General features: G+C 64.6%; 23 protein-coding genes. 16 read left to right on the top strand and 7 right to left on the bottom strand.

The genetic code is table 11. The features are described from left to right. The first annotated feature begins 88 nt into the window (after positions 1–88). The 5 genes from H5T65_03640 to H5T65_03620 all read left to right on the top strand — a co-directional run bounded on the left by H5T65_03640 (position 89) and on the right by H5T65_03620 (position 6,142). Positions 89–2,479 (top strand): transporter substrate-binding domain-containing protein, encoded by a 2,391-nt coding sequence (locus tag H5T65_03640; GenBank protein MBC7258318.1) that lies wholly within the window; start codon positions 89–91, stop codon positions 2,477–2,479. Between the two features lie 74 nt (positions 2,480–2,553). Next, positions 2,554–3,633 carry an ABC transporter permease gene (locus tag H5T65_03635; protein ID MBC7258317.1) on the top strand — a complete coding sequence of 360 codons (1,080 nt, stop codon included), beginning with the start codon at positions 2,554–2,556 and terminating at the stop codon, positions 3,631–3,633. A gap of 3 nt (positions 3,634–3,636) precedes the next feature. Continuing rightward, positions 3,637–4,545: an ABC transporter permease gene (locus H5T65_03630; GenBank protein ID MBC7258316.1), complete on the top strand. Its 909-nt coding sequence runs from the start codon at positions 3,637–3,639 to the stop codon at positions 4,543–4,545. Positions 4,546–4,560: 15 nt separating this feature from the next. Then, a complete protein-coding gene (locus tag H5T65_03625; GenBank protein ID MBC7258315.1) occupies positions 4,561–5,418 on the top strand; it encodes an amino acid ABC transporter permease in 858 nt (285 codons plus the stop codon). A 1-nt stretch (position 5,419) separates the two neighbouring features. Then, the gene (locus tag H5T65_03620; protein MBC7258314.1) at positions 5,420–6,142 is read left to right on the top strand and encodes an amino acid ABC transporter ATP-binding protein; all 723 of its coding nucleotides are present in this window, start codon (positions 5,420–5,422) and stop codon (positions 6,140–6,142) included. 65 nt (positions 6,143–6,207) lie between these two features. Here H5T65_03620 and H5T65_03615 read toward each other — a convergent pair whose 3' ends face one another. After that, a complete protein-coding gene (locus tag H5T65_03615) occupies positions 6,208–7,449 on the bottom strand; it encodes an MFS transporter (protein ID MBC7258313.1) in 1,242 nt (413 codons plus the stop codon). A 385-nt stretch (positions 7,450–7,834) separates the two neighbouring features. Between H5T65_03615 and H5T65_03610 the strand changes: the two genes are divergently transcribed. Beyond that, the gene (locus H5T65_03610) at positions 7,835–8,227 is read left to right on the top strand and encodes a Neelaredoxin (GenBank protein MBC7258312.1); all 393 of its coding nucleotides are present in this window, start codon (positions 7,835–7,837) and stop codon (positions 8,225–8,227) included. 95 nt (positions 8,228–8,322) lie between these two features. On the opposite strand, the gene trxB is transcribed toward H5T65_03610, so the two are convergent. After that, positions 8,323–9,267, bottom strand: a complete 945-nt coding sequence (gene trxB, locus H5T65_03605) for a thioredoxin-disulfide reductase (protein ID MBC7258311.1) — start codon at positions 9,265–9,267, stop codon at positions 8,323–8,325. A gap of 79 nt (positions 9,268–9,346) precedes the next feature. Further along, positions 9,347–9,580: a 4Fe-4S binding protein gene (locus H5T65_03600; protein MBC7258310.1), complete on the bottom strand. Its 234-nt coding sequence runs from the start codon at positions 9,578–9,580 to the stop codon at positions 9,347–9,349. A 199-nt stretch (positions 9,581–9,779) separates the two neighbouring features. On the opposite strand from H5T65_03600, the gene H5T65_03595 reads away from it, so the two are divergent. Continuing rightward, positions 9,780–10,145, top strand: coding sequence for a hydroxymethylglutaryl-CoA reductase (locus tag H5T65_03595; GenBank protein ID MBC7258309.1), 366 nt, complete (start codon positions 9,780–9,782; stop codon positions 10,143–10,145). 198 nt (positions 10,146–10,343) lie between these two features. On the opposite strand, the gene H5T65_03590 is transcribed toward H5T65_03595, so the two are convergent. Continuing rightward, positions 10,344–12,281, bottom strand: a complete 1,938-nt coding sequence (locus H5T65_03590; protein MBC7258308.1) for a hypothetical protein — start codon at positions 12,279–12,281, stop codon at positions 10,344–10,346. A gap of 225 nt (positions 12,282–12,506) precedes the next feature. Here H5T65_03590 and H5T65_03585 point away from each other — a divergent pair, with 225 nt between their 5' ends. From H5T65_03585 to H5T65_03565, 5 genes are all read left to right on the top strand, one after another. After that, the gene (locus tag H5T65_03585) at positions 12,507–13,670 is read left to right on the top strand and encodes a hypothetical protein (GenBank protein MBC7258307.1); all 1,164 of its coding nucleotides are present in this window, start codon (positions 12,507–12,509) and stop codon (positions 13,668–13,670) included. 100 nt (positions 13,671–13,770) lie between these two features. Then, entirely contained in the window at positions 13,771–14,490 is a 720-nt protein-coding gene (locus H5T65_03580; protein ID MBC7258306.1) for a hypothetical protein, read from the top strand. A 362-nt stretch (positions 14,491–14,852) separates the two neighbouring features. Then, positions 14,853–15,131: a metal-sensitive transcriptional regulator gene (locus tag H5T65_03575; protein MBC7258305.1), complete on the top strand. Its 279-nt coding sequence runs from the start codon at positions 14,853–14,855 to the stop codon at positions 15,129–15,131. 15 nt (positions 15,132–15,146) lie between these two features. Beyond that, on the top strand, positions 15,147–15,353 hold the full coding sequence (locus H5T65_03570; GenBank protein MBC7258304.1) for a heavy-metal-associated domain-containing protein: 207 nt from the start codon (positions 15,147–15,149) through the stop codon (positions 15,351–15,353). Positions 15,354–15,469: 116 nt separating this feature from the next. Further along, complete coding sequence (locus tag H5T65_03565) at positions 15,470–17,866, top strand: copper-translocating P-type ATPase (GenBank protein ID MBC7258303.1); 2,397 nt, start codon at positions 15,470–15,472, stop codon at positions 17,864–17,866. A gap of 156 nt (positions 17,867–18,022) precedes the next feature. Here the strand turns inward: H5T65_03565 and H5T65_03560 are convergent, their stop codons facing one another. The 3 genes from H5T65_03560 to H5T65_03550 all read right to left on the bottom strand — a co-directional run bounded on the left by H5T65_03560 (position 18,023) and on the right by H5T65_03550 (position 20,701). Then, entirely contained in the window at positions 18,023–19,102 is a 1,080-nt protein-coding gene (locus H5T65_03560) for a hypothetical protein (GenBank protein ID MBC7258302.1), read from the bottom strand. 18 nt (positions 19,103–19,120) lie between these two features. Next, entirely contained in the window at positions 19,121–19,423 is a 303-nt protein-coding gene (locus H5T65_03555) for a hypothetical protein (protein MBC7258301.1), read from the bottom strand. A 168-nt stretch (positions 19,424–19,591) separates the two neighbouring features. Then, complete coding sequence (locus tag H5T65_03550) at positions 19,592–20,701, bottom strand: rhodanese-like domain-containing protein (protein MBC7258300.1); 1,110 nt, start codon at positions 20,699–20,701, stop codon at positions 19,592–19,594. 511 nt (positions 20,702–21,212) lie between these two features. Between H5T65_03550 and H5T65_03545 the strand changes: the two genes are divergently transcribed. The 4 genes from H5T65_03545 (at position 21,213) to H5T65_03530 (ending at position 25,225) form a co-directional block, all read left to right on the top strand. Then, a complete protein-coding gene (locus H5T65_03545) occupies positions 21,213–22,160 on the top strand; it encodes a zinc ribbon domain-containing protein (protein MBC7258299.1) in 948 nt (315 codons plus the stop codon). 126 nt (positions 22,161–22,286) lie between these two features. Beyond that, positions 22,287–22,733, top strand: a complete 447-nt coding sequence (locus tag H5T65_03540; GenBank protein ID MBC7258298.1) for a cytochrome c maturation protein CcmE — start codon at positions 22,287–22,289, stop codon at positions 22,731–22,733. Positions 22,734–22,811: 78 nt separating this feature from the next. Beyond that, complete coding sequence (locus tag H5T65_03535; protein MBC7258297.1) at positions 22,812–24,779, top strand: heme lyase CcmF/NrfE family subunit; 1,968 nt, start codon at positions 22,812–22,814, stop codon at positions 24,777–24,779. Beyond that, positions 24,776–25,225: a zinc-ribbon domain-containing protein gene (locus H5T65_03530; GenBank protein ID MBC7258296.1), complete on the top strand. Its 450-nt coding sequence runs from the start codon at positions 24,776–24,778 to the stop codon at positions 25,223–25,225. Before H5T65_03535 ends, H5T65_03530 begins: the two co-directional genes overlap by 4 nt. The last annotated feature ends 242 nt before the right edge of the window (positions 25,226–25,467 follow it).

Genomic DNA, 25,467 nt, shown 5'->3' with positions numbered 1-25,467 from the left:
TTGTGGGAAGGAGGTGATGCCCGGAAGTTACCGCGATGTCTCAACGCAACAGGTACACCCGTTCAGATTGTAGAGGAGGAGAGACAGCATGTTCGGCAAACACAAATGGCTAACCATTCTGATTGTCGTCGCCACGGTCGCGACCATGATCGGAGCCTGCGGCGCGAAGCCGACGCCGACGGCGCCCCCGCCGTACCAGGCCAAGCCCACGCCGACCCCAGAGCCGACGACGCCACCCGAGCCGACGACGCCGCCAGAGCCAACCAAAGCGCCCATGAAGATCACCGTGGCGACCGACGCAACCTGGCCCCCGTTTGAGTTCGTGGACGAGCAGACCAAAGAGTTCGTCGGGTTTGACATTGACCTGATGAAGGCCATCGCCGCCGAGGCCGGGTTTGAGGTGGAGTTCGTCAACGTGGCGTGGGACTCGCTGCTGGCGGGCATGGCCACAGGCCAGTACGACGCGGCCTGCTCGGCGATGACCATCACCGAGGAGCGCAAGAAGCAGTTTGACTTCTCGGATCCGTACTACAACGCCGGCCAACTCATCGCCGTGCGCGTGGACGAGACCCGCATCAACGGCCCGGCCGACTTGGCGGGCAAGGTCGTGGGCGCCCAACTGGGCACCACTGGCGCCATTGAGGTAGGGAAGATTCAGGGCGCCACGCTGAAGAACTACGACACCGTGGACCTGGCCTTCCTGGACCTCATCAATGGTCAGATTGATGCCGTCGTGGCCGACAACCCGCTGGTAACCGGCTACGTGGCCAAGTATGCGGGCAAGATCAAGTCCGTGGGCAAGCCCTTCACCGACGAGTACTACGGCATCGCCGTGCGGAAGGGCGCTCCGGAAATCCTGGAGGCTATCAACAAAGGGCTGAAGGCCGTCATGGACAAGGGGATCATCGCCCAGTTGGAGCAGAAGTGGCTGGCTGCGGCTCCCGCAGCGGAAATCCCCGCGCCTGATCCCACGAAGAAGAGCCTGGTCCGGTACATTGAGAAGGTAGACGACTACACGGTCAAGATCTACCTGAACCAGCCGGATGTGGCCTTCACCCAGAAACTGGCCTTCAACGCCTTCTCGTTCCTCAGCCCCGAGGTCATCAAGAAGTACGAGGGCGGCGGAGACCTGTTCAAGAACCCCGTCGGCACCGGCCCGTTCATGCTCAAGGAGTGGCTGCCCGACGACAAGATCACCCTGGTGGCCAACCCCAACTACTGGGGCGGCGCGCCGAAACTCAAGAACCTGGTCTTCCGCGTGGTGAAGGAAGCGCCGGCTCGCCTCCTGGAACTCCAGGCGGGCACCGTGGATGGGCTGGACAACCTGGCGCCGGACGATTTCCCGACCGCCCAGGCCGACCCGAACCTCCAGGTGTTCGCACGCCCGCCGTTCAACATCGGCTACCTGGGCATCAACCGCGCACGTCCGCCGTTTGACAAACTGGAAGTGCGCCAGGCCATCGCCCACGCCATCAACAAGGAAGCCATCGTGAAGGCCCTGTATCCGCCGACGGCGATGGTCGCCACGCAGTTCGTGCCGCCTCCGGTCTTCGGGCACTCGCCGAACCTCCAGGATTACCCGTATGATCCGGACAAGGCCAAAGAACTGCTGGCAAAGGCGGGCCTCCCCAACGGCTTCAAGACCACGCTGTGGGTCATGCCCGTGTCCCGCGGCTACTACCCAACCCCCAGCAAGGTGGGCGAGGCGATCCAGGCCGACCTGAAGAAAGTCGGCATTGAGACCGAGATCGTAACCTACGACTGGGGCGTCTATCTGGACAAGGTGGCCGCCGGCGAGGCCGACCTGTTCATGCTGGGCTGGATGGCCGACTACGCCGACGCGACCAACTTCCTGGACGTCTTCTTCGGCAAGGGCGCGGACATGTCCTTTGGCCCCACGTTCCCGGAGGTCGTGGAGATTCTGAACAAGGGCGCCAGCACCATGGATCCCGCCGAGCGCCAGAAGATCTACGATCAGGCCAATCAACTGATCCACGATCTGGTGCCCGCGGTGCCGGTGGTGCACAACAGCAGCGGCCTGGTGTTCAGCAAGGCCGTCAAGGGCGTGCTCCCCAGCCCGCTGTCCCTGGAAGACTTCTCCACTGCCGAGGTGGCCGGCAAGGACACGCTCATCTTCGCCCGCAGCGGCGACTCCGTCGGGCTTGATCCCGCCGACGAGACCGATGGCGAGTCCTTCATGGTCTGCCAGCAGATTCTCCAGGGGCTGCTTGGCTTCAAGCCCGGCACCGTGGAAGTCGTGCCCGTCCTCGCCGAAAAGTACGAAGTCTCGGCGGACGGCCTGGAGTGGACCTTCCACCTGCGCAAGGGTGTGAAGTTCACCGATGGCACCGACTTCAACGCCGACGCCGTCATCTTCAACTTTGAGCGCTGGTGGGACAAGGCCAACCCGTATCACAAGGGCCACACGGGCGACTTCTTCTACTGGGGCTACTTCTTCGGTGGCTTCAAGGGAGAATAACCCTGCCCTGTAGACCCGACCTCCGAGGCTCCCCGCGAGCCTCGGAGGTCCACTATCGGAACCTGGAGGCATGAGTGACACGGTATATTGCGCAGCGCCTGGTGCTTCTCATTCCCGTCCTGCTGGGCATCCTCGTGATTACGTTCTCCATGCTGCGCCTCATTCCGGGGGACCCCGCGCGGATCATGCTGGGCGAACACGCCACCGAGGAGTCCATCGCGCGGTTCCGTGAGGCAATGGGCCTGAACGACCCCATCCACGTGCAGTTCTGGCGGTACCTCACGAACATCCTCCACGGCGACCTGGGCCGGGCCATCCGCACCAACGAGAAGGTAACGGTGGAACTGATGCAGCGGCTGCCTGCCACCATAGAACTGACCTTCGGGGCCATGTTCCTGGCGTGCCTCATCGGCATCATCGCCGGCATCATCTCGGCCTACTACCACAACACCGCCATTGATTTGGGCACCATGGTGGGGGCGCTCGTGGGGGTGTCCATGCCGGTGTTCTGGCTGGGCCTCATCTTGATGTACATCTTCGGATTCAAACTCAAGTGGCTGCCGCCGTCGGGCCGCCTCACGGTGGGCGTGGAACTCCAGAGCCTGACGGACTTTTTCCTGGCAGGCGCGGCCGAGGGCACCTGGCTCTTCAAACTCAAGCCGCTTACGGATTTCCTGTCCAACTTCTACATCCTGACCGCCGTCCTTACCGGCAACGGCAAGGCGCTGTGGGATGCGCTGAAGCACCTGATTCTCCCGTCGCTGGCGCTGGGGAGCATCCCGGCGGCCATCATCGCGCGCATGACACGCTCCAGCCTGCTGGAAGTCCTGGGCGAGGACTACATCCGCACCGCGCGGGCCAAGGGCCTCAGCGAGCGCGTCGTCCTCTTCGGCCACGCCATGAAGAACGCCTTCTTGCCCATTATCACCGTCGTCGGACTTCAATTCGGGTCGCTGCTGGGCGGCGCGATCCTCACCGAGACCATCTTCTCGTGGCCGGGGATGGGGCGGCTGGTAGTGGACCGCATCTTGGCGCGGGATTACCCCGTCGTGCAAGGGGCCGTCCTGGTGATTGCCCTCATCTTCGTCTTCGTGAACCTGCTGGTGGATATTTCGTATGCATACCTGGATCCGCGCATCCGGTACGGGAGTTAGGCCATGGCTGACCGGTCCGAACCCATCGCAACCGCAAAACCCCGCGCCGCGGAATTGCAACTGCCACCGCAGACGACCCTGTACCTGGATGCGCTGCGCCGCCTGGTGCGCAACCGGCTGGCCATCGCCGGCATGGTCATCCTGGGCATCCTGCTCCTCTGCGCCATCTTCGCCGAGCAACTGGCCCCGTACGATCCGATTGAGCAAGAACTTCTGCTGCGCCGCCAGCCCCCTTCGGCCCAGCACTGGATGGGCATGGACGAGGTGGGCCGCGACATCCTGAGTCGCATCATCTTCGGTGCTCGCATCTCGCTGCAGATCGGCGTCGTGTCGGTGTCGCTGGCCATCATCGTGGGGGCGCTGCTGGGGGCCGTGGCCGGCTACAAGGGCGGCTGGGTGGACGACTTCATCATGCGCCTGATGGACATCCTGCTGGCCTTCCCGAGCCTGCTGTTGGCCATCGCGGTGGTGGCCATCCTGGGGCCGGGCTTGATGAACATGCTGTACGCCATCGCGTTTGTGTCCATTCCGGTGTACGCCCGCATCGTGCGCGCGTCGGTGCTGTCGGTGAAGGAGCAGGACTACGTGCTGGCGGCGAGGGCCATCGGCGTCCCGCCAACGCGCATCCTGTTCCGCAACGTCCTGCCCAATTGCCTGACGCCCCTCATCGTGCAGGGCACGCTGGGCATCGCCACGGCGATTCTGGACGCCGCGGGGTTGAGTTTCCTGGGGCTGGGCGCGAGGCCCCCGACGCCCGAATGGGGCGCCATGCTGGGACAGGGGCGCGGGTCCGTCTTCACCGCGCCGCACATCGTCATCTTCCCGGGTCTGGCCATCATGATGACCGTCCTCGGATTCAACCTGCTGGGCGACGGCCTCCGCGACGCCCTGGATCCCCGACTGCGCATATAGTCTAGTTGAGGAGGAATGCGCGTGCCAGATGTAGAACGGCTAGAAAAGGTGATAGAGAAGAAGGCAGCCGTCGCGCCGGCCGAGCGGGAGCGCTTTGATACCTGGTGGTTTCTGGTCCTGGCGGTTGTGCTCGTCGTCGCTCTGCTCGTGTTCCTGAAGCCCGATCCGTTTCAGCGTATCGTTCTGTTCCTGCGCGATGGCATCTGGGTAACCATCCGCATCACCGCGATTTCGTTCGTCTTCATCCTCATCGTCGGCCTCATCGGCGGGTTGGGGAGGCTGGCGAAGAACTGGCTCATTCACGGCATCGCGTCGCTGTACGTGGAGATCATCCGCGGGATTCCTCTGCTGGTGCAACTGCTGTTCCTGTACTTCGCGTTCCCGCAGGTGCTGGATACGGTGGGCCTGTGGCTGATGAAACTATCGCCGTCGCTGCACGGGGCCGGCCAGTACCTGGTGGACGTGAAGCCGGATCCATTCGTGATGGCGGTGGCGGGCCTCACCATTTGCTATGGGGCCTACATGTCGGAAATCTACCGCGCCGGCATCCAGAGCATCTCCAAAGGCCAGATGGAAGCGGCCCGCTCGCTGGGCATGTCCTACTTCCAGGCCATGCGCTACGTCATCCTGCCCCAGGCGGTGCGGGTCATCCTGCCTCCCGTGGGCAACGAGTTCGTCGCGCTGCTCAAGGACTCGTCGCTGGTGTCGGTGGTGGCCGTGTCCGACATGACCCGCCGGGGGCGCGAATTCATGTCCAGTTCGTTCATGTCGCTGGAAACCTGGACGATGGTAGCCTTGCTCTACCTGGTCATGACGCTGTTCGCGTCGCGGGTGGTGGCGTACATAGAAAGGAAGACAGCCTTTGCAAAGTGAGATTATCGTCATTCAGGGAGCCGTAAAACGATTTGGGCGTGTGGAAGCCCTGCGCGGGGTGGACCTCACCGTGCGCCGAGGCGAGGTGGTCGTCATCATCGGCCCCAGCGGTTCGGGCAAGTCCACACTCCTGCGCTGCATCAACCACCTGGAAAGCCTGGACGAAGGGTGCATCATCGTGGACGGCATCCCGCTGACCCAGGCCGAGAACATCAACCGGGTGCGCGCCGAGGTGGGCATCGTGTTCCAGCAGTTCAACCTGTTCCCGCACCTCACGGCGCTGGAGAACATCACGCTGGCCCAGCGCGTAGTGCGCAAGCGCACACGCGAGGAGTCGGAGCGCATCGGGATGGAACTCCTGAAGAAAGTGGGCATTCCCGAGAAAGCCCACGCCTACCCGGCCCAACTGTCCGGCGGGCAGCAGCAGCGGGTGGCCATTGCCCGCGCCCTGGCCATGCAGCCCAAGATCATGCTGTTTGACGAGCCGACGTCGGCGCTGGACCCGGAGATGATCAAAGAAGTGCTGGATGTGATGCTGGCGCTGGCGAAAGAGGGGATGACGATGGTGGTGGTGTCGCACGAGATGGGGTTTGCGCGCGCCGCCGCCGACCGCATCATCTTCATGGACGAGGGCGTCATCGTGGAGGAGACCACGCCCGAACTCCTGTTCACCGCGCCAAAGCACGAGCGAACGAAACTGTTCCTGAGCAAGATTCTGCACTAGGCCAAGATTCTGCATTCGGCATGGACCTGCTCCGCAGGGGCGACCATCGCGTTGCCCCTGCGGATTCATCCCTCTGTCTTGCCCGACGGGGCCGCGCTGTTCTGGCCCTTTGTGCTGGCCGCGATGACCCACACCGCCACCAGCGCCAGCAGTCCCCCCGTCGTGGCAAAGGATGCCCGCAGCCCAAGGCTGGTCGCCACCGCAGCGCCGATCATCGGGCCGAGCGCCCTGCCGGCGGCATTCACGGAAGTGCTGAGGCCATAGACCGCGCCCTGTTGTTCTCGGGGTACCGTGCCGGCAAGGATGGCGTTGGCCACGGGCGTCAGCCCGCCAGCGAACAGGCCGGTGGCAAAGGCGATGCCGATGAGCGCGCTCGCGCTGGGCGCCAACGCTTGGCCCACATAGGCCAGTGCCGCCGCCAGCGCGCACACCGCCAGCATGGCCCGATGGCCCACCTTGTCGGAGATGCGCCCAATCACCGCAGCGGAGATGGCGCCGGCAACGGCGTTGGCCCCGTAGGTGAAGCCCACTACAGTGTTCACCGTGGTGGGATCGGGCTGGAGCATCTCCACCAGCAACGGCAGGAGAGGACGCGACGCCTGATTGGCCATGTACACCCCGCCGAGCGCAACCACCGCCGCCAGCACCGGCGCGGAGTGGAGCACCGTTCGCGCACCTGCTACCAGCCCCGAGTTAGCCGGGCGCTCCTTGGGTGGCGTGTACCCCTCGCGCACGAAGAGGTACACGAGAAACCCCGCAATCAGCAGCACCGCGCCGGTAACCATGAACGCCCAGCGGTACCCGAACCGGTCGGCAACCAGCCCGCCGATGAGCGGCCCCACCGACGCCCCGCTGAACACTGCCATTTGCATCATCCCCAGGGCAAACCCCGCCTCGGACGCGGGCGCAAACGAGGCCACCAGCGTGATGAACGCCGGTATCGTGCCGGTCAGCGTGCCTTGAATGAGGCGGAGCAGGAACAGTTGCTGCACGTTGCCCGCGAAGGCCATAAGCGCGAGGATAACCGCCCCGCCAAAGGTGGCCCGCTCCACCATGAGTTTCCGGCCGCGGCGGTCAGCCAGCACACCCCAGATGGGCGACACCAGCGCCATGGAGATCGGCCCGGCCGACGCAATCATCCCTGTCCACAGTTTCACCTGATCAGGGTCCGACACGCCCAGGTCGCGGATGTAAAAGGGCATAAACGGGAAGGCCGCGTTAAACCCAACAATGCACAGGAATTGCGCCACCCAGGCGGCAGCCAGGTTCCACTTCCAGTTCGCCGTGATCGTTCCGCGCACCCTCATGGTCGCAAGTATACACGGCGCTGCACACGTTGTCAATGGCTGCTTGCCCGCACATCCCAGACCCGTGGGGCGGATTCCCCTACCCGCCGCCCCTGCCCGACAGATGCGCCCCGACCGCCTGCGTGCCGGACGGCGGCGTAGGTGGTGTAATGCCAAGACACGCAGAGCGGCTTTCCATAGCCGCCCAAGGCAGAGGTCAGGCATGGAAACCTGCTCTACGCTCTCCGCGCTCCCCCGGTCGCAGACGACAACACACCGGGCACGCGCGTGTCAAGTCCTCTGCGCCACTTGCGCCAAAACGCCTCTTGTGCTATGATAGGCTTACGGAAAACAAAACAAACCTACTCTCAAAAGGCGTATTTCACACAAAGCAAGGAGGTGCAGGATGAAACTGGCGGACATTGTAAAGCAGGCAGACTGGAAGACCGAGAAGCATGTGCCGGTCATTGAGGCGCCGGCCGCAGTCAAAGCGGGCGAGTTCTTTGACGTAACCGTTACCATCGGCAAGGAGATCGCCCACCCCAACACCACCGAGCATCACATCCGGTGGATCAGCGTGTACTTCATGCCCCAGGGCGCCAAGTTCCCGTTCCACGTGGGCACCTTTGAGTTCACGGCCCACGGCGAGTCCACCGATGGCCCCAACCAGGGCCCCGTGTACACGCACCACAAGGCCACGTTCGGGATGAAGATTTCCCAGCCCGGGACGCTCATCGCCATGTCCTACTGCAACATCCACGGCATTTGGGAGAACGCGCAGGAGATCGCCCTCGCCTGATGCCGTCGGCGAACAGGCCAACAAAAAACGGGCGAGGCGTGGGGCCCCGGGTTTTCCCCAGGGACCGATGCCTCGCCCGTTGTTGCGCGCAGACGCTATCCGTGCTTGCGTTCGGGGTATGGCTCGCCTTCCAGTTGCGCCAGGAAGCGTTCGGCTTCCATGGCGGCGATGGCCCCGCTGCCAGCCGCGGTAACCACCTGCGCCAGTACGCGATCCTGCACGTCGCCCGCCGCGAACACGCCGGGGACGTTCGTGCGCATGCGCCGGTCCGTAATGATGAACCCTGCCTCGTCCATCTCCACCTGCCCCACGAACAGGTCGGTCTTGGGCACCTGGCCGATGTACACGAAGACCCCGTCCACGGGCAGGAGCGACTCCTCGCCCGTCTCCACGTTGCGAATCTTGAGACCGGTTACCTTGTCGTCGCCGACCACCTCGGTAACGACCGAGTTCCAGATGAACGCCATCTTCTCGTTCTGCTCGGCGCGCTTCTGGGCGCTGGGGTTGGCCCGCAGGCGATTGCGGCGGTGGATGAGGTAAACCTTTTTCGCGAAGCGGGTTAGGTATAGCCCCTCCTCTACGGCTGCGTCGCCGCCGCCGATGACTGCCACGACCTTGTCGCGGTAGAAGAACCCGTCGCAGGTGGCGCAGTAGGACACGCCCCGGCCCGTGAACTCCTTTTCGCCCGGGACGTCCAGTTTCCGCGGGGAGACGCCCGTGCAGATGATAACCGTCTTCGCCTCAATCTCGCCGCCGTAGGTGGTGATTTTGAACGGGTGGCGGCTGAAATCCACGGCTGTAACGATGTCGTACTCAATCCGCGCGCCGAACTTCTCGGCCTGGCGCTGGAACAACTGGGCCAATTCGGGGCCGCCGATGCCGTCGGGGAAGCCCGGGTAGTTCTCAATCTCGGCGGTAAGGGCCGCCTGTCCTCCCATGGCATGCCCCGCGATGACGAGCGGGTTGAGCAGCGACCTGCCGGCGTAGATGGCCGCGGTCAGCCCCGCAGGCCCCGAACCAATGATGACCACATTCTCCATGCGAATCCCTCCCAGGCAATCGGTGTTGACGCGGCCGCGCCCAAAGCCCGGCCGCGTTGGGGAAAGTGCGACGCTATCCCTACAATGCAGACTCTCGTCGCACAATAGCACCAAACGGGCAGGCCGTCAAGCACGCCGCGCATCCGTAGCACTTGCTCGGGTCAATGACGGGCGGCTCGCCCGGGTCAATCTGCACGATGGCCTTGGATCGGCAGACAGCCCGCGCCGCGCACTTACGGCAGGCGTGGCAGGCCGCCTCGTCAATGCGTGGGACGGCCGTTACCTGCGCTTTGGTGTACTCCACGATGCCCATAGTCTGCTCCTGTATATACCCCTATAGGGTATTATAGCGCATTGAGGGCGTCATGTCAAGTTGTGATGCGCTGGGCGCGGGTCAATACGCGTGCGCACATGCGCCTTGACGCGCCAGCGCGGGGCGACAAGGCGGCGTTTGCCATGCGCGCGCACTTCTGCTACACTGGGCGCGCACGATTCCTTTCGGGAGGGATACAATGCCGACCATACCCGGCACGCTGCTGAAGAAACTATACGTCAAAGGCAGCCTGAAGAACACCGAGAGCGGGTTTGAGTTCGCGCTCAAGAATACCCTGGCCCCGGGCGCCATCGTGGGCATCCGCACCCTCGTCGTGGACGGCGAGAAGGTGGACGGCTCGCGGGTGGAAGTGGCCTTCGGCGGCAAGACCTGGACGCTGGATCAGATCTCGGTTCAGAACCCGCTGGACTTCGCCGTAAACCTGGTGGTAACGGTGCGGGTCAAGGGGGGACCCCTGGCGGCGGGGCAGCACAGAATCCTCATCGTGCCCAACACGAAGGAAGTGGGCGAGTTGGACATAGAGATCGCCGACGCCGTGGCGTGAGGGACGGGCCATCGCCTGTTGGCGCATGCGCGCGGAGCACCTCGCCCGATGCTGATGCATCGGGCTGAAGGGGCGAAGCCCTGCGGTCTGGCGTTTGCGGGGGAATAGATTGCAAGTGCGACGCACCCCCAAGGTGCGTCGCACATGTGCGCCTTACCCTGGCCCTCTTCTAGAGCGCGAGGGGACAGTCTCTCATGCCTACCCCTGGGCCTGGAAATTCGGGTTGAAGAACATCTCGCGGAACGTTTTGTCCGGCCCGCTGAGATACTTCAGATACCACATCTTGGCCTTCTCGTAGCGGGTCTTGTAGAACGAGAACAGTTGATAGAACTCCACGAAGAAGATATCCGCCAGGCGCGGATCTTGGAGGATCAACATGTTCTCGTCGTTCTCGCGTCCCGCGGCATCGGTGAAGTTACGCGAGCCGGTGATCACCGTCGCACCCACCGCGCCCACGTCCAACACGAAGAACTTGTGATGCACCACGTAGTCGGCGTTGACGCGGACATCAGTGATGTGGAAAGGAACCAGGCCCGGATTCAGACTTCCCTCAACAATCTCCCCTTTGTGCCACATGGTGAAGTGGTATTCGCTGTACTGGCTGCCTGCGCCCTCGTTGTCGCTGATGCCGCTCACCACCACACCCTCGGCCATCCGCGCCCGCACCGCCTCGCCCACCGCGTCGTCGGTGAAGTAGAAGGCCGCGAAGTGGATGCTGTTGCGCGCCCGCTGCACGAAGTCCACCACGCGGTTGGTGTCGTGGGTAACCTGGCGCGTCGGGTTGTTGATGGCCGGCTCTAGCGGCGACGGCGAGAACAGAATCTCCACCACCATCGGCGATTCGCCCGGGAAGCGGGCCGGCACCAGCACCACGCGCGACAGATCGGTGTAGTTCGCCCAGAACTTCGCGCCGCCGCGCGACCGCAATTGCGACCGGGTGCGGTCAAACTCAAACCCATCGCTCCCCCACAGTTGGTTGAACTGCTCCAGGTACACCTGGGCCACCTCCGGCGCGCGGATGATGAGCAGCGTGTTGTTCTGGCGCTCGGTAGCGTTGTCGGTGAGGTTGTAGGAGCCGGTGGCGACGGCCAGTGGGTTGCCCGCCGCGTCGGAGATGACGGCGAATTTGTTGTGCGACTGCCAGTTGCCCCCGAACCCCGCCGAGCGGTCCGATTCCAGACGGATGTTGGGATGCTCCTCCAATGGCTTGTAGAAGACATCGTAGTACTTGGCGCGGTTGATGAGAAAGGCCAGCAGGGCAGCACGGTAGGAGCGCAGTTGCTCCAGCGCCTCGGCGTCGGCCTGGTACGCCGGCAGGAGCACGGCGTTGGCAACGGCTTCCAGCCCTTGCGCGCTGAGCGAGTCCACCAGTTGCTGGAGTTCCAGATGCGTTACGGGCAGGTCGGCGGGCAGGGGCAGGGCGGGGAGTTGCATGTGGTCGGCGAAGTCCTCCCACAGTTCGGGGCGGGCTTTGCCCTTCAACTTGCGCGGCTTGGGCACCCAGGAGACCTTCTTGCTGTAGTACTCGCTGTCGGTGAGGAAGCGGATTTTCACGCCGCGGTCCGCAGCCCGCAAGAAGGCGTCGCGGATGTTGGCGCGGTTGCACTGATAGAAGTGGGTGCTGATGGAACCGCCCGCCGGCGCCGAGTCAATGAACTCCACAAAGTGGCGGTCTATGCCGTTGGTGGTGTCCCAGTTGGGGATGCCGGTGTCAATGGCCTTGGTGAAGTGGACGGAGATGGTGCGATTGGCGTTGGAGTGGGTGGTTACCTGTGCCTGCGCTCGGAGAAACGGCGCGGCGTCGGCGAACTTGGCGTACTCGCCGGGCTTGAACCGCTTGCCCCTCTTGTAGCGGGCGAGAATCTCATACGTGTACGTCTGGCCCTGGGCGCACGCGAAGTCTATCCACGAGAAGCGACGGATGGGGTCCGACTCCGAGTCCGTTTTCCAGTCAAAACTGCGGAGGGGCGCTCGTGTGCCATTGGGGTCGGTGCGGAAGATGGTGAACCCTTCCAGGCCAGCGAGAAACGCTTCGCCGATGGTCCAGTGCAGCACGACGGCTTCTAGGCCGGGCGTGGCGTGCATCTGGAGGCGGTGCTGCCGGTAGAACTCCAACCTCTGGGCGTCGGTGGACATCGTGCACCCCCTTTCTTGCCGCGAAAGCACAACAGCGGGAAGGCGAAGGCAGGATGCGGCGCTCGGCGCGGCGGCATGTGCGCCGGCGCAGCCCGTGCGCCCAGTATAGCACCGGTGGCAGGCGGGCGCAAGGGTCGCCGCAGGCACCATCCCACGCGCCTCTCCCTTATCAACCCCCCGTCGCCGTGATATGCAGCCTCCGACAACTCGCGCAGGAGGTGTGCCATGCGTTTGCCGTTCCGCATCGTCCGCGTCAGGGAAGCCGAGGCCGAAGAGGACGACGACCTGCTGTTCCGCGCCATCGGCCCGTGGCCGTCGGACAAGGACCTGACGCCCGCCACGTACCAGGAACTCCACGCCGCCGCCTACGAAGCCTACACCGGCAACCCTCTGGCCTTTCGCATCATTGAGATTCTCACGGCGTACCTGTGGGGACGTGGGCCAACCGTAACGGCGTCGGATCCCGCCGTGCAGGCCGTGCTGGACGAGTTCTGGGCCGCCAACGATATGACTCGCAGGGGTCGCGCCATTGTCCGCGAACTCCACCTCTACGGCGAGCAGTTCATCCGCTGGCTGCCCGACGACACCATCTGGCAGATGGACCCGTCCACCATTGACGAACTCCAGACCGACCCCGCCAATGCGCAGGTGGTGGTGCGCGTCCATCAGATGGGCCACGAAGGCGGGCCTGGCGTCTGGTACGCCGTCCCCGATGAGGTGCAGCACTTCGCCATCCACAAGGTGTCCAATGCGCTGCGGGGCCGCTCTACGCTGTGGGTTCTGCTCCCCTGGCTTCGCCGATACCGCCAGTGGCTGGCCGACCGCGTGATGCTCAACCGGGGGCGGTCGTCGTGGATGTGGACGGTGGCCGTGCGCAGCGCCACGCCGCAGAAACTTCGGGCCAAGGCCAATCAGTACGCCCATGCGCCCGAACCGGGCTCGGTGCTGTTCCACGCCGACGACGAGGAATGGCGGGCCGCGGCGCCCAACCTGCAGGCCGATGACGCCCGCTGGGACGGCCACGCCATCAAACTGATGATCGCGGCGGGCGCGGGCATCCCCATCCACTGGCTCAGCGAGGTGGAAAGCGGCACGCGGGCCGTCGCCGCCGAGATGGGCGGGCCGTCGCTCCGCACCTTTGAGGCCATGCGCGAGGAGGTCGCCGCGCTCGTGCGCGATGTGCTCAATCGGGCCCTGGTGCGACGGCTGGGGCACGTGGCGCCCTACACCCTCTCGTTCCCCGACCTGACGCCGTCGGACAACCGCGAACAGGCGCAGGCGCTGGCGGCGCTGGTGCCTGCCCTGGGGACGGCGGTGGATCGCGGGTGGCTAGACGATGCCACGGCGCGCGCCTGGCTGTTCCAGTTCGCGGGGGAGAAAGAAGCGTAACGCCCACGCTGGGCTGGGTTTTGACACCACGGCTGAGGGTGGTACACTGCGCGCATTCGGCGCAGGCGGCCAACGCCCCGCCGGGAAAGGAGGGCATCCCATGCCCAACCGCACCTTGACCCGCAAGGAGGAGAAGGAAAAGAAGAAAAAGGCCCGCGGGGCTTTCCTCCTCTTCCTCAAGCGTCTCCGCGCCGCCTGCAAGGCCCTGGGTTCGGCCGACGAATGGTATGGCCTCATGCGAGACCTGGCTGACCTGCTACAGGAGTACGCGCCGGTGATTCCCCCCGACTGCTACGAGCGGATTCAGAACGCCATGCGTCCCGTGGACACGACCCGCAAGGGCCTGAAGCAGGCCTGCAAGGTGCTGGACGTGGAGATTGAGAACCTGATCCGCTGCCTGCCAACGGGCCGCTCCCTGGGCAAGATTCTAGGCGGCGGGCTCATCGCAGCGGCAGTCCTCGTGGGCGCAGCGGTCATCTACGCCGAGGCGACCGCCGTGGACATCGCCATCCTCAACCAGGGGTGCGATCCCATCCGCCTGCCCGCCAGCCTGCCCTTCCCGGTGCCGGGGGTCAGCCTGCCTTCGGCGCCCATCCCGCCGGGCGGATCGGCCACCGTGTCGCTTCCGCGCCTCGCGGTGGAAGTGGACGCCAGCCAGCCGGGCCGGGTGTCGGTGCGCGTGCTGGGCATCGCGGTACCCTACACGCTCGGCGGAGACATCGTCAGCATCCGCCTGGACGGGCAGGAGATTCTGGGGCAGAAGATGCGCGCGAACCTCGGCGACCGCCGCTCGCATGAACTGGTGGTAACATGCCGGTAGCAGGCCAGAAGCGAGTTGTGAGTCGCCCTTGCGCGCAAACCCGTTGTTCTCCGCGGTCTCGGCGCGCTCGGCGGTGGAACCGCGCGTAGGGGCGTCTGGAGCGCGAAGGACGCGAAAGGGCGCGAAAGGCACGACCGCACATGCGCGTGCCGCGCGGGGCTAAACCCCCGCGCTGAACGAACGAAGCCCCTTCGGGGCTTCGTTCGTTCAGCCCGATGCTTGAGCGTCGGGCGAACCCGTATCCTCTGCGCCCTCGGTGCCCTCGGCGGTGAAATCCGTCGCCCGTCCACTTGACAAATCGGACAAAATCGGGTATATTATAGGCAAGACCCCCACCCCATAGGGGAGGGGTAGGAGGCGCTATGGACACTCAACTCAAGACCGAGGTCAAGGCCAGGCTCGCCACCGCCGAGGGCCACATCCGAGGCATCGCACGGATGGTGGGCGAGGATGCCTACTGCGTGGACATCATCAAGCAGATTCTCGCCGTGCAGCGCGCCCTGGACCGGGTCAGCGCCATGGTGCTCAACGGCCACCTGCACACGTGCGTTACCACCGCCATCCGCGGCGAGAACCCCGACGAGCGCGAGCGCGTCATCGGCGAACTTATGGACATCTTTGAGTTGTCCCGAAAACTCTAGCAAGGAGTGTATACCATGATTGCCAAGGTGCTGAATGTTCCGAACATCTCCTGTCCCCACTGCGCCCACACCATCCAGCGCGAACTGGGCCAGGTGAAGGGCGTGGCCGAGGTGCAGGCCGACGTGCAGACCAAGCGCGTGTCCGTGAAGGTGGACACGCCCGAGACCCTGGATGCCGTCTTGAAGACGCTTCAGGAGATCGGCTATCCCGCCGAGGAGTAGCGATAGGGCAAGGTTCACCGCAGAGACCCCAGAGCGCGCAGGGACAACTGGAATCTCCTTGACCTCTGCGTGCTCCGCGTTCTCCGCGGTGAAGATGGAAGATAAGGAAGGTATCCATGCCCGAGAAGAAGCAACTGACCATCCCCGTAACAGGGATGACGTGCGCCAACTGCGCGCTGACCATAGAGCGCGGGCTGAAGAAGATGGAGGGCGTCCACAGCGCCACCGTGAACTTCGCGGCCGAACGCGTAACGCTGGAATACGATCCGTCTGTGGTGGACGAGAAGCGGGTCGTCGCGACCATTGACGTCCTGGGCTATCACGCGACGACGGCGAAGGCGGAACTGCCCATCCGCGGCATGACGTGCGCCAACTGCGCGCTGACCATAGAGCGGGCGCTGCGCAAACTGGACGGCGTGGTGGAGGCCAACGTGAACCTGGCCAACGAGCGCGCCACGGTGGAATACATCCCCACGGCGTTAACCCTGGCCGACATCAAGCGGGCCATCGTGGACGTGGGCTACGAAGTCGTGGAGGCGGGCGCGGGCGAAGAGGTGGAGGACGCCGAGCGTGCCGCGCGCGAGCGGGAAATTCGCTCCCAGCGGCGCAAACTCATCGCGGGCGTGGCGCTGAGCCTCATCATCTCCATCTTTAGCATGGGCGTGGACGGCGGGCTGATCCCCGACTTCGCTTGGCGGCCCTACCTATTGCTGGCGCTGACCGTCCCGGTGCAGTTCGTCATCGGGTGGCAGTTCTACCGCGGGGGGTACAAGGCCCTGCGCGCAGGCTCGGCCAACATGGATGTGCTCATCGCCATGGGGTCGTCGGCGGCGTTCCTGTACAGCGTGGCCAGCACGTTCTTCATCAAGGGCCCCTTGTACTACGACACCGCTGCGGTGATCATCACGCTCATCATCCTGGGCAAGTACCTGGAGGCGCGGGCCAAGGGCCGCACGTCCGAGGCCATCAAGCGGCTCATGGGCCTGGCGCCGAAGACGGCGCGGGTCATCCGCGATGGCGCCGAGGTAGAAGTGCCGGTCGGCGAGGTGCGCGTGGGCGACCTGGTCGTCGTGCGGCCGGGCGAACGCATCCCCGTGGACGGCGTCGTGGTGGAGGGGCAGTCGGCCGTGGACGAGTCCATGCTCACGGGCGAGAGCCTGCCCGTGGAGAAGGGGCCGGGGTCGCCCGTGGTGGGCGCCACGGTCAACAAGCAGGGCCTGCTCAAGTTCCAGGCGACGCAGGTGGGCAAGGGGACGGTCCTGGCGCAAATCGTCCGCCTGGTGGAGCAGGCGCAGGGTTCCAAGGCGCCCATCCAGCGGCTGGCGGACCGCGTGTCAGCGGTCTTCGTGCCGGTGGTGATCGGCATCGCCGTGCTCACATTCCTGGGCTGGTACTTCATCGGCGACGCGGGGTTCACCCGCTCGCTGCTGAACATGGTAGCGGTGCTGGTGATCGCGTGCCCGTGCGCCTTGGGCCTTGCCACGCCCACGGCCATCATGGTGGGCACCGGCAAGGGCGCCGAGAACGGCATCCTCATCAAGAGCAGCGAGAGTCTGGAACGCACCGGCGACGTGGATGTGGTCGTGCTGGACAAGACCGGCACCATCACCGAAGGGAAGCCGTCGGTTACGGATGTAGTGGCCCTGGATGGCGAGGAGGCCGAAGTACTACGACTGGCGGCGTCGGTGGAGCAGGGGTCCGAGCATCCCATCGGCGAGGCCATTGTGCAGGCGGCGCGCGAGCGGCAATTGCCCCTTGCGGCGGTTTCGGATTTCCAGGCCATCGGCGGCAAGGGCGTGGTCGGACGGGTGGACGGGAAGCGCGTCCTGCTCGGCACGCTGAAACTCATGGAGGAGAACGGCGTGCGGCTGAACGGGCTGCACCGGGAAGTGGAGCGGTTGCAAGGGGAGGCCAAGACGACGCTGGCGGTGGCCGTCGGGGATTCGGCTGTCGGCGTCGTGGCCGTGGCCGACACGGTCAAGCCAGGCTCGGCCGAAGGCGTGCGCATGTTGCACGACCTGGGCCTGGAAGTGGCGATGATCACCGGCGACAATCGGCGCACGGCGCAAGCCATTGCGGCGCTCGTGGGCATAGACCGCGTGCTGGCCGAGGTGCTGCCCCAGGACAAGGCGCTGGAGGTGAAGCGCCTGCAAGACGAGGGGCGCGTGGTGGCCATGGTGGGCGACGGTATCAACGACGCGCCTGCGCTGGCCCAGGCCGATGTGGGCATCGCCATCGGCACCGGCACCGACATCGCCATGGAGGCCGCCGACATCACGCTGATGAGCGGGGACCTGCGGGGCGTGGCGCGGGCGGTGGCGCTGTCCAGAGGCACCATGCGCACCATCAAGCAGAACCTGTTCTGGGCGTTCTTCTACAACACGATTCTGATTCCGGCGGCAGCCGCCGGGTTCCTGAACCCCATGCTGGCGGCAGGCGCTATGGCGATGAGTTCTGTTTTCGTGGTAACGAACTCGCTGCGCCTGCGGGGGTTCAAGGTGCGGGAGACGTAACCCACGCGCGGATTCGGCACAAAGTGCGACGCACCTCGGAGGTGCGTCGCACTTTGTCTGGTGAAGTAGTGGAAAACCCCTTCATCACAGAGACCACAGAGGAGTCCGGAATCTCGTTTCCCTCTGTGGTCTCTGTGTCCTCTGCGGTGAACCAGGCTACTTCGGGATCTCCGTAACGATCACGGCGCGGTTGGCTTCCAGTTCGGCCGGGTCCACGTCCTTTTCCGTCAGGAACAGTTCCGGATGGCCGTGGCAGTTCTTGCAATCCTTGTTCTGCGGCGTGATCTTCTGGATGTTGTGCACGGTGGCGTACTTCCAGGTGGGTACCGAGGCCCAGTTCGGGAGCATGTTGTCGCCGTAGTATCCGAAGATGTCGGCGGGCACCGGGATGTGCCGCACCAGGACATACTCCCATGGGCGGTCGGGCGTCGGGTTCGGGTTCTTGCCGATCTTGAACGTCAAAACCGACGGATCCAGTTTGCGGTAGGGCAGCCCTTCTTTGTCCAGCCCCACGTGGCAGTTCCAACAGGACTTGTACGCGCCTGCCGAGTGGCACACGCGGCAGTCCAGTTTGTCGCCGTGGATGTTGTGCTGCATGACCTGGCCCTTGCCGGGGGCCGCGTCCGGGTGGCAATCCAGGCACGAGGGCGCCGGCTTGCCATCGTACCGATGGGCGTACTGGGTGCCGTCGCCGTGGAACTGGGTCATGTTGTGGCACTTGAAGCAGTTGACGCCCTTGGTCCAGTGGACATCGCCAGGGATGCCTGGGTTCTTGCCCATGAATTCAGGGCCGACGCGCCCGCCGTGGCAGCCCAGGCACGTGTCGCTGAGCGAGACGATGCTCTTGACCTGGTGCTCCTTGACGAGCCCGCCGTCGGCTGAAGTGGGCCGGGAGATGTGGCACTGGCCGCAGGTAGCGTGGCAACTGGTGCAGTGCCGGTCAAAGATTTCGGCCTTCTTCGGGTCATTGAAGTCAAACCCGCGCTGGCCCAGGATCGTGTAGTAGCCGTTGATGGTGTAGTGCAGCGAAGTCGCCGAGGTCTTGGCGATTTCGCCGTGGCAGTTGGCGCAGACGCCGCCCTTGTCGGCGGACGGGTCGCGCACGACGCCCTGGTGGGCCGACGCCTTGTCATCGGTGTCGGGCTGGCCGCCGTGGCAGCCGATGCAGTTGGGCGTGTTATGGACGTCTTTGAGGAAGGTGTCGCTGCCGATGAAGACCTTCTCCCATGCCTCCAACGGAGGCAACTCGCCCGCTCAGCCTTCCCCTTCGGTTTCGGCGGAGCCGGTCTTCTTGGTTTCGGCGAGTTTCTGGAGGGTCTCGGCGCTGGTATGACACGCCACGCAGTTATCGGCGCTCGGGATGGGCGTGGGTGTCGGGGGGACCGGGGTATCTGTGGGCGCCGGCGTGTTGGTAGGTGGTGGGACCGGCGTGTTGGTCGGCGGTGCTTTTGTGGGCGCTGTGGTCGGCGTAGGCGTCGCCGCGGCTCCACAGGCCGCCAGGATCAGCACCGTGATCCCGATCAGACCCACCACCCAGGCAATGGTCCGGGTTCTCATGGGCCACCTCCATCGTCTTTGTGAGTCGGTTGTTCGGTCCGAAAAACCACTCTCCGTTCCGAAAAGCACTACAAGGGCTTCGGGAGTCGTTCGGAGCGGACTCCCGAAGCCCTCCCCTGCCGCATCAAGATGCCCGGAGGCCAACCGACGTCTCAGCGGCAAAGGGTGCTAGCGGGTCGCTCGCCTTGCGTACAGGGCGCTGCCCGCGAACAGGGCGGCGATGCCGGCCACCAGCACGACCCAGGTGAGGTCAGTCTCCCCACCGGTAACGGGCAGTGTGGTGGGAGCGGCGGTGCCTTCAACCGGGTAATCGGGCGCGGTGTTGACATCGTACCTTGGCTGCGCGAGGACCTTGTCGTCCTTGGTCCAGCCCATCATGCCGTACTTGATGTTGCCCGCGTCGTAGCCCAGGAGACCCAGGATCGTCGCCGCGACCATGCCAGTGTGGCCGGTGTAGCAGTAGGCCACAATGCGCTTGTCGGGGGGCAACTTGGCCAGGTTCTCGGGCTTGGCGATTTCCTTCCACGGGATGTTGATGGCACCGGGGACGTGGCCCAGGGCGTAGTGCTCCGCCGTCCGCACGGACACGATGACCGGGTCGTTGCTCGCGTCGCCGTCGTTCAGGTTCTCAAAGATGGAGTCGGCGCTTACGATGGGAGCCTTGGCGGTGTTCAGCCACTCGTCGGCGGCGGTGCGAATGATCTCAAAGTCGCCGGTCGCGCCCGTGGACACGGTCGGATACGGATAGGTGGCCGTCGCTTCATTGACCGTGGTCTCCAGCGAATAGTCGCGCTGGTCGGTGTCGGGGCCAAAGCGCTTGAGTGCCAAGACGGTGTCGTTCTTCGTCCAGCCCATGATCCCGAACTTGAGGTTGACAGCGTTGTAGCCCAGCAGGTTCAGGATGGTGGTCGCGATCTGCCCGGTGTGGCCGGTGTAGCAGTACACCACGATCTGCTTGTCCTTGGGCAGTTTGGCCAGGTTCTCGGGCTTGGCGATAGTCTTGTAGGGGATGTTGATAGCGCCGGGAATGTGGCCAAGCGCGTAATGCTCGGGAGAGCGCACGCTGACGATGAACGGGTCGTTGCTGGCGTCGCCGTCGTTGAGCAGCGTGAACAGCGCGTCGGCGGTGATGACGGGCGACTTGACGGTGGTGAGGTACTTCTCTGCGGCCGCGCGGATGACTTCAAAGTCGCCGCTGGGGCCTTCGGCGAAGACGGGAGATACGGCGATGGCCAAGAGGGACACTGCGATCAGTAGAGACAGAATCTTGTTCCGCATAGAACCTTCATTCCTCCTTGCATGCAGTTTGGGTAAAGCAGACTCTCAAAGTGCTGGCCTCCGGTAACGCCTGATGGGCGCAGTCCGCACAAGCGGCTTGTGCCTATTGTAACGAGGTGATACTTATCTGTCAAATCTATAGCGACGCTGGGCTGTCTAAATTCTGGCAATAAGTTGGATTTATCTATGTTCTAATCCATGGCAATAATCCCTGGCACGACGGGGCGCTTAATCTCACCTAACCGGCCGGGGTGGGAATGGGATGATGTGAACCTTGCTTGGCGACCGCCAACGCCCGGTGATTCGCGCCCCAGAACCGAAATGCGCCCTCCACGCGGTGTCAGTTCCGTCTTGCGTTGGCAACCGAGGTGCAACACATTTCCGGAGGCGCGTCGCGCCTGCGCCCATGGCGCGGCCAACAAACTTCGGAACCGAGACACGGCGTGGGGCCAGTTTGTCAAATAGGTGGGTTCGGGTATAATTCGCGCCTAGACTGATACCTGGGGGATGTATGGGAGGTTATATCCAGAAGCGCTGTCTCGCGGCGGTCATCCTGGCCGTGCTTACCCTGGCGCTCGGCGTGTGGCCCGCCTCGGCGCAGGGCGATGTTCGCCTGAAGAGCCTGACGGTCTCGCTATGGCCCGAATACGATCAGGAGGGCGTCCTGGTCATCTACCGCGGCGTCATCGCCGACGACGTGGCATTGCCCGTTACGCTGCGCTTTCAGATTCCCAAGGAGGCGGGCAAGCCCGCGGCCACCGCGGGCGTGGACGCCACCGGCGAGTTCCGCTACCGCAGTTACCAACTCGCGGATGCGGGGGAGTTCCTTGAGGTAATCTATACGAACCCGTACCGCGAGTTCCAGATGGAGTACTACTACAACCCGCTGGTGATGACGGACACGCAGCGGTCTTTCGCCTACCAGTTCCAGGCTGACTACGCGGTGGACGACCTGACCGTTGAGGTCAAGGAGCCTGCGGGCGCTCAGAGCCTGCGCCTCACGCCGGTGGCCACCGGCACGGGGACAGACTTTGACAACCTGCCGCTCCAGAAGTACGCGCTGGGGGCATTCGCGGCGGGGCAGGTCTTCCAGTTCACAGCGGCCTACGAGAAGACCGACCCGCGCCTGACATCCGAGATTCTGGGCCTGGCGCCGCCCGGCACCGCGCAATTTGAGGACGTGGCGCAGCCAAGCGGCTCGCAGAACGTGGTGGCCTACATCCTGCTGGGCGCTGCCGGCACGCTCCTGCTGGGCGCGGCGGTGTACGCCATCGCGCAGAGCCGCAAGCGGCCGAAGCCCGCGGCCGTTCGTCCCGCGCAGGGGAAGCCGAAGCCGCGCCGCGCTGCCCCGCCCAGGGCCGGAGCAACCGCGGCGGGTTTCTGCCATCAGTGCGGGGCCAAACTCAAGCCCGGCGCCCTGTTCTGTGCCAACTGCGGCGCAAAGGTGAAACGCAGATAGGCAAGAAAGTTGACAGTCTTTGTCCGAAATGGTAAAGTAGGGCCGCGGAGACGGAGTGTGCCGTTCCTCCGCAACTGCCACAGTGAACGATAAGCGCATTGACCGACACTATGGGTGGGTAGCAGAATGACAGAGAACCGAACGGACATTTCAGCGAAGCCGAGGCGTTCGGCCAAGCAGGTGAAGTTTTTGGCAGGCGGGGCGGTGGTGGTGTTGATCATCGCCTACCTCATCTTTTCCAGCATGCAGGGCGCGACGGCGGCCTACCTGACGGTGCGAGAGGTCAAGGCGGCTGCCCCATCCGACCGCCTGGTGCGGGTGAGCGGTACCGTCGTGGGCGATACCATTGACTGGGACGCGCACAACGTGGTGCTGCGGTTTGAACTGGCCGACGACACGGGGCGGCTCCTCGTCGTGTACAAGGGCGTGCGCCCCGACATGCTCCGCGATGGGGCCACGGCCACGGCCGAGGGGAAGATGGGGCCTGATGGCACCTTTCAGGCGACCCAGATTCTCCTGAAGTGCCCGTCCAAGTACGAGGAAAAGGCAACCGAGCAGGCCGCGTCCCGATGACGCAAGCATCCGAAAGGATTTGCGATTCCCCTTTGATACACTGAGGATACGCCACTCTATAGCAAGGGAGATATCTCATTGACCGCAGTTACGGTTGGCCAGTGGACTCTTTGGATCGCCCTGGCGATTGCCCTGTACGGGATGATCGCCTCTATTCTTGGAGCGCGCCAGCGGGTGCCCGAACTGGTGGAAAGCGGGCGCAACGCGGTTATTGCCCTCGGCGCGCTCGCCGTGATTTCCTCCGCTTGCCTGCTGTACCTCCTGCTGACCCGCAACTTCCAGGTGGCCTATGTGTACCAGCACGTGAGCACGTACCTGGCTGTGCCCTATGTAATCTCGGCGTTCTACGCCGGGCAGGAAGGCTCGCTCCTGTTGTGGCTTCTCCTGCTGACGGTGGCAGGGGCCATCGCCGTCTTGCGAAGGCAGGATTGGAACGAGGACCTGCTGCCGTATGTGGGCGCGGTGGTGGCCGGGGTGGCGGCCTTTTTCTTGTTGCTCCTCACGACGCTCTCCAATCCGTTCAAACTCCTGCCCGCCAACCCGGGGCAGGGGATCGGCCTCAACCCGCTGCTGGAGAACCCTGGGATGATTTACCACCCGCCGACGCTGTTCATCGGCTACGCGGTGTACACCATCCCCTTCGCCTACGCCATTGCCGCGCTGGCGACGGGGCGCGTTGGCTCCGGCTGGGTGCGGGGCATCCGCCTGTGGAGCCTGTTCGCGTGGCTGTTCCTGGGCGTCGGCATTCTGCTGGGCGCGCAGTGGGCCTACGTGGAACTGGGCTGGGGCGGCTACTGGGCCTGGGATCCGGTGGAGAACTCGTCGCTCATCCCGTGGCTTGTGGGGACGGCCTTCCTGCACTCGGTGATGATGCAGGAGCGGCGCGGGATGTTCAAGCGCTGGAACATCGCGCTGGCCACGTTGACCTTCGCGCTGTGCGTGTTCGCCACATTCGTAACGCGCAGCGGGCTGATTGAGTCGGTGCATGCCTTCGGACGCTCGCCGCTGGGCTACTACTTCCTGGCCTTCCTGGCGGTCGTCGTGGCTGTTACAACGGCCCTGGTCATCTGGCGCAGGGAAGAACTGAAATCCAAGCGCGAGATGGAATCCTTCCTGTCTCGCGAGTTTAGTTTGCTCGTTACGGTTCTCGGCATGGTGGGCATCGGCCTGGCCGTGCTCCTGGGCACGCTTTATCCCACCATCGCCGAGAGCCTGAGCGGGCGACAACTGTCGGTAGGCCCGTCGTTCTACAGCCGCGTGTTCACCCCCCTGGGCGCGGTGGTCATCGTCATCATCGCCATCTGCCCGCTGCTGGCGTGGGGGAAGTCGTCGCCCCAGCGGGTGCTGCGGGCCATGCTGTGGCCGGGCGTCATGGCGGCCGTCTTCGGCGTCGCCCTGGCTTTGGCCGGGATTCGCCCGCTTTACGCCGTGCTCGGCTTCGCGCTGTGCGTGTTCGTGTTCACATCCGTCCTGGTGGAATTTGGGCGCGGGTGGCTCGCCCGCAAGCGCATGACAGGCGAATCGTACCCCGTGGCCTTCCTGCGGCTGGTGAACAAGAACCACCGTCGGTACGGCGGCTACCTGGTGCACCTGGGCGTCGTCATCCTGGCCGCAGGGGTCATCGGCTCGTCGGTGTACAAGACCGATACGACCATTTCGCTGCGCCCAGGCGAGTCCATGCAGGTGCAGGGCTATACCCTGAAGTACGCCGAGTACACCATCCAGCCCACCGAAGCCAAGCAGCGCTTCGCCGTAACACTGGACGTGAGCAAGGGCGACCGTTCGCTGGGCCGCATGACGGCAGAGAAGAACTTCCACTGGAACGTGGAGCAGTGGGTTACAGAGGTCGCCATTCGGCCGGGGCTGGTGGAGGATTTGTACGTGATCCTCTCCGGGCTGGAACAAAGCGGCCTGGCGACACTTGCCGTCCAGACGCATCCGATGGTAACCTGGCTCTGGATCGGCGGCGGCCTGGTGTTGCTGGGCACGCTGTGGGCCATGTGGCCGCGCTCCGAAAAGAAGCGCGCCGCGGGGAGGGCTGAATGATGGGGATCGCGCTGGTTGTGCTGATCACGCTGGCGGCGGTTGCCTTCGTCGCCTATCCACTGCTGGGTGGGATGCGTCGCAAGCAGATCCCGCCGATACCCGACCTGGAGACCCAGGCGGCCTACGCCGACGCCGAGGAGATTGAACTGGACTTCCGCACGGGGAAACTGGATGAGGCCGAATACCAGTCGCTCACCCAGAAGGCGACGGCTGCCGCCGACGACGAACTGGAGCGGCGTATCCAGGCGCTGCGGAAGGCCCGCAAGCGGATGGCGAAGCCCGCAGCGGGCGGCAAGTGCCCGCGGTGTGGCGCGCCCTACGATGCGGGCGACCGCTTCTGCGCCAAGTGCGGGGCCAGCCTGGTTTCGGCGCGCGTGTGCCCCAACTGCGGCACGCCCTACGACGCGGGCGACCGCTTCTGCGTCAAGTGCGGCAAGCCGCTGTGAGGGCCCGCCGGGTGAGGGTTGGGTGAGGGGCGCGCGTGGCGCGGGGCTGAACCCCCGCGCTGAAGGAACCAAGCCCCTTCGGGGCTAACATCGGCCCACGCTCCCTCGCCCGCCGGGTGAGGGTTGGGGTGAGGGGCGGCTGGATCGCGAAGGGCACGAAAGGGCGCGAAAGCCACGAAAGCGGGGCCGCGTATGCCGCGGGGCTAAAGCCCCCGCGCTCAAGGAGCGAAGCCCCCTTCGGG

The organism is Chloroflexota bacterium (assembly GCA_014360805.1).
Taxonomy (GTDB): Bacteria; Chloroflexota; Anaerolineae; order DTLA01; family DTLA01; genus DTLA01.
This window is presented reverse-complemented; position numbering and strand designations above follow the sequence as displayed.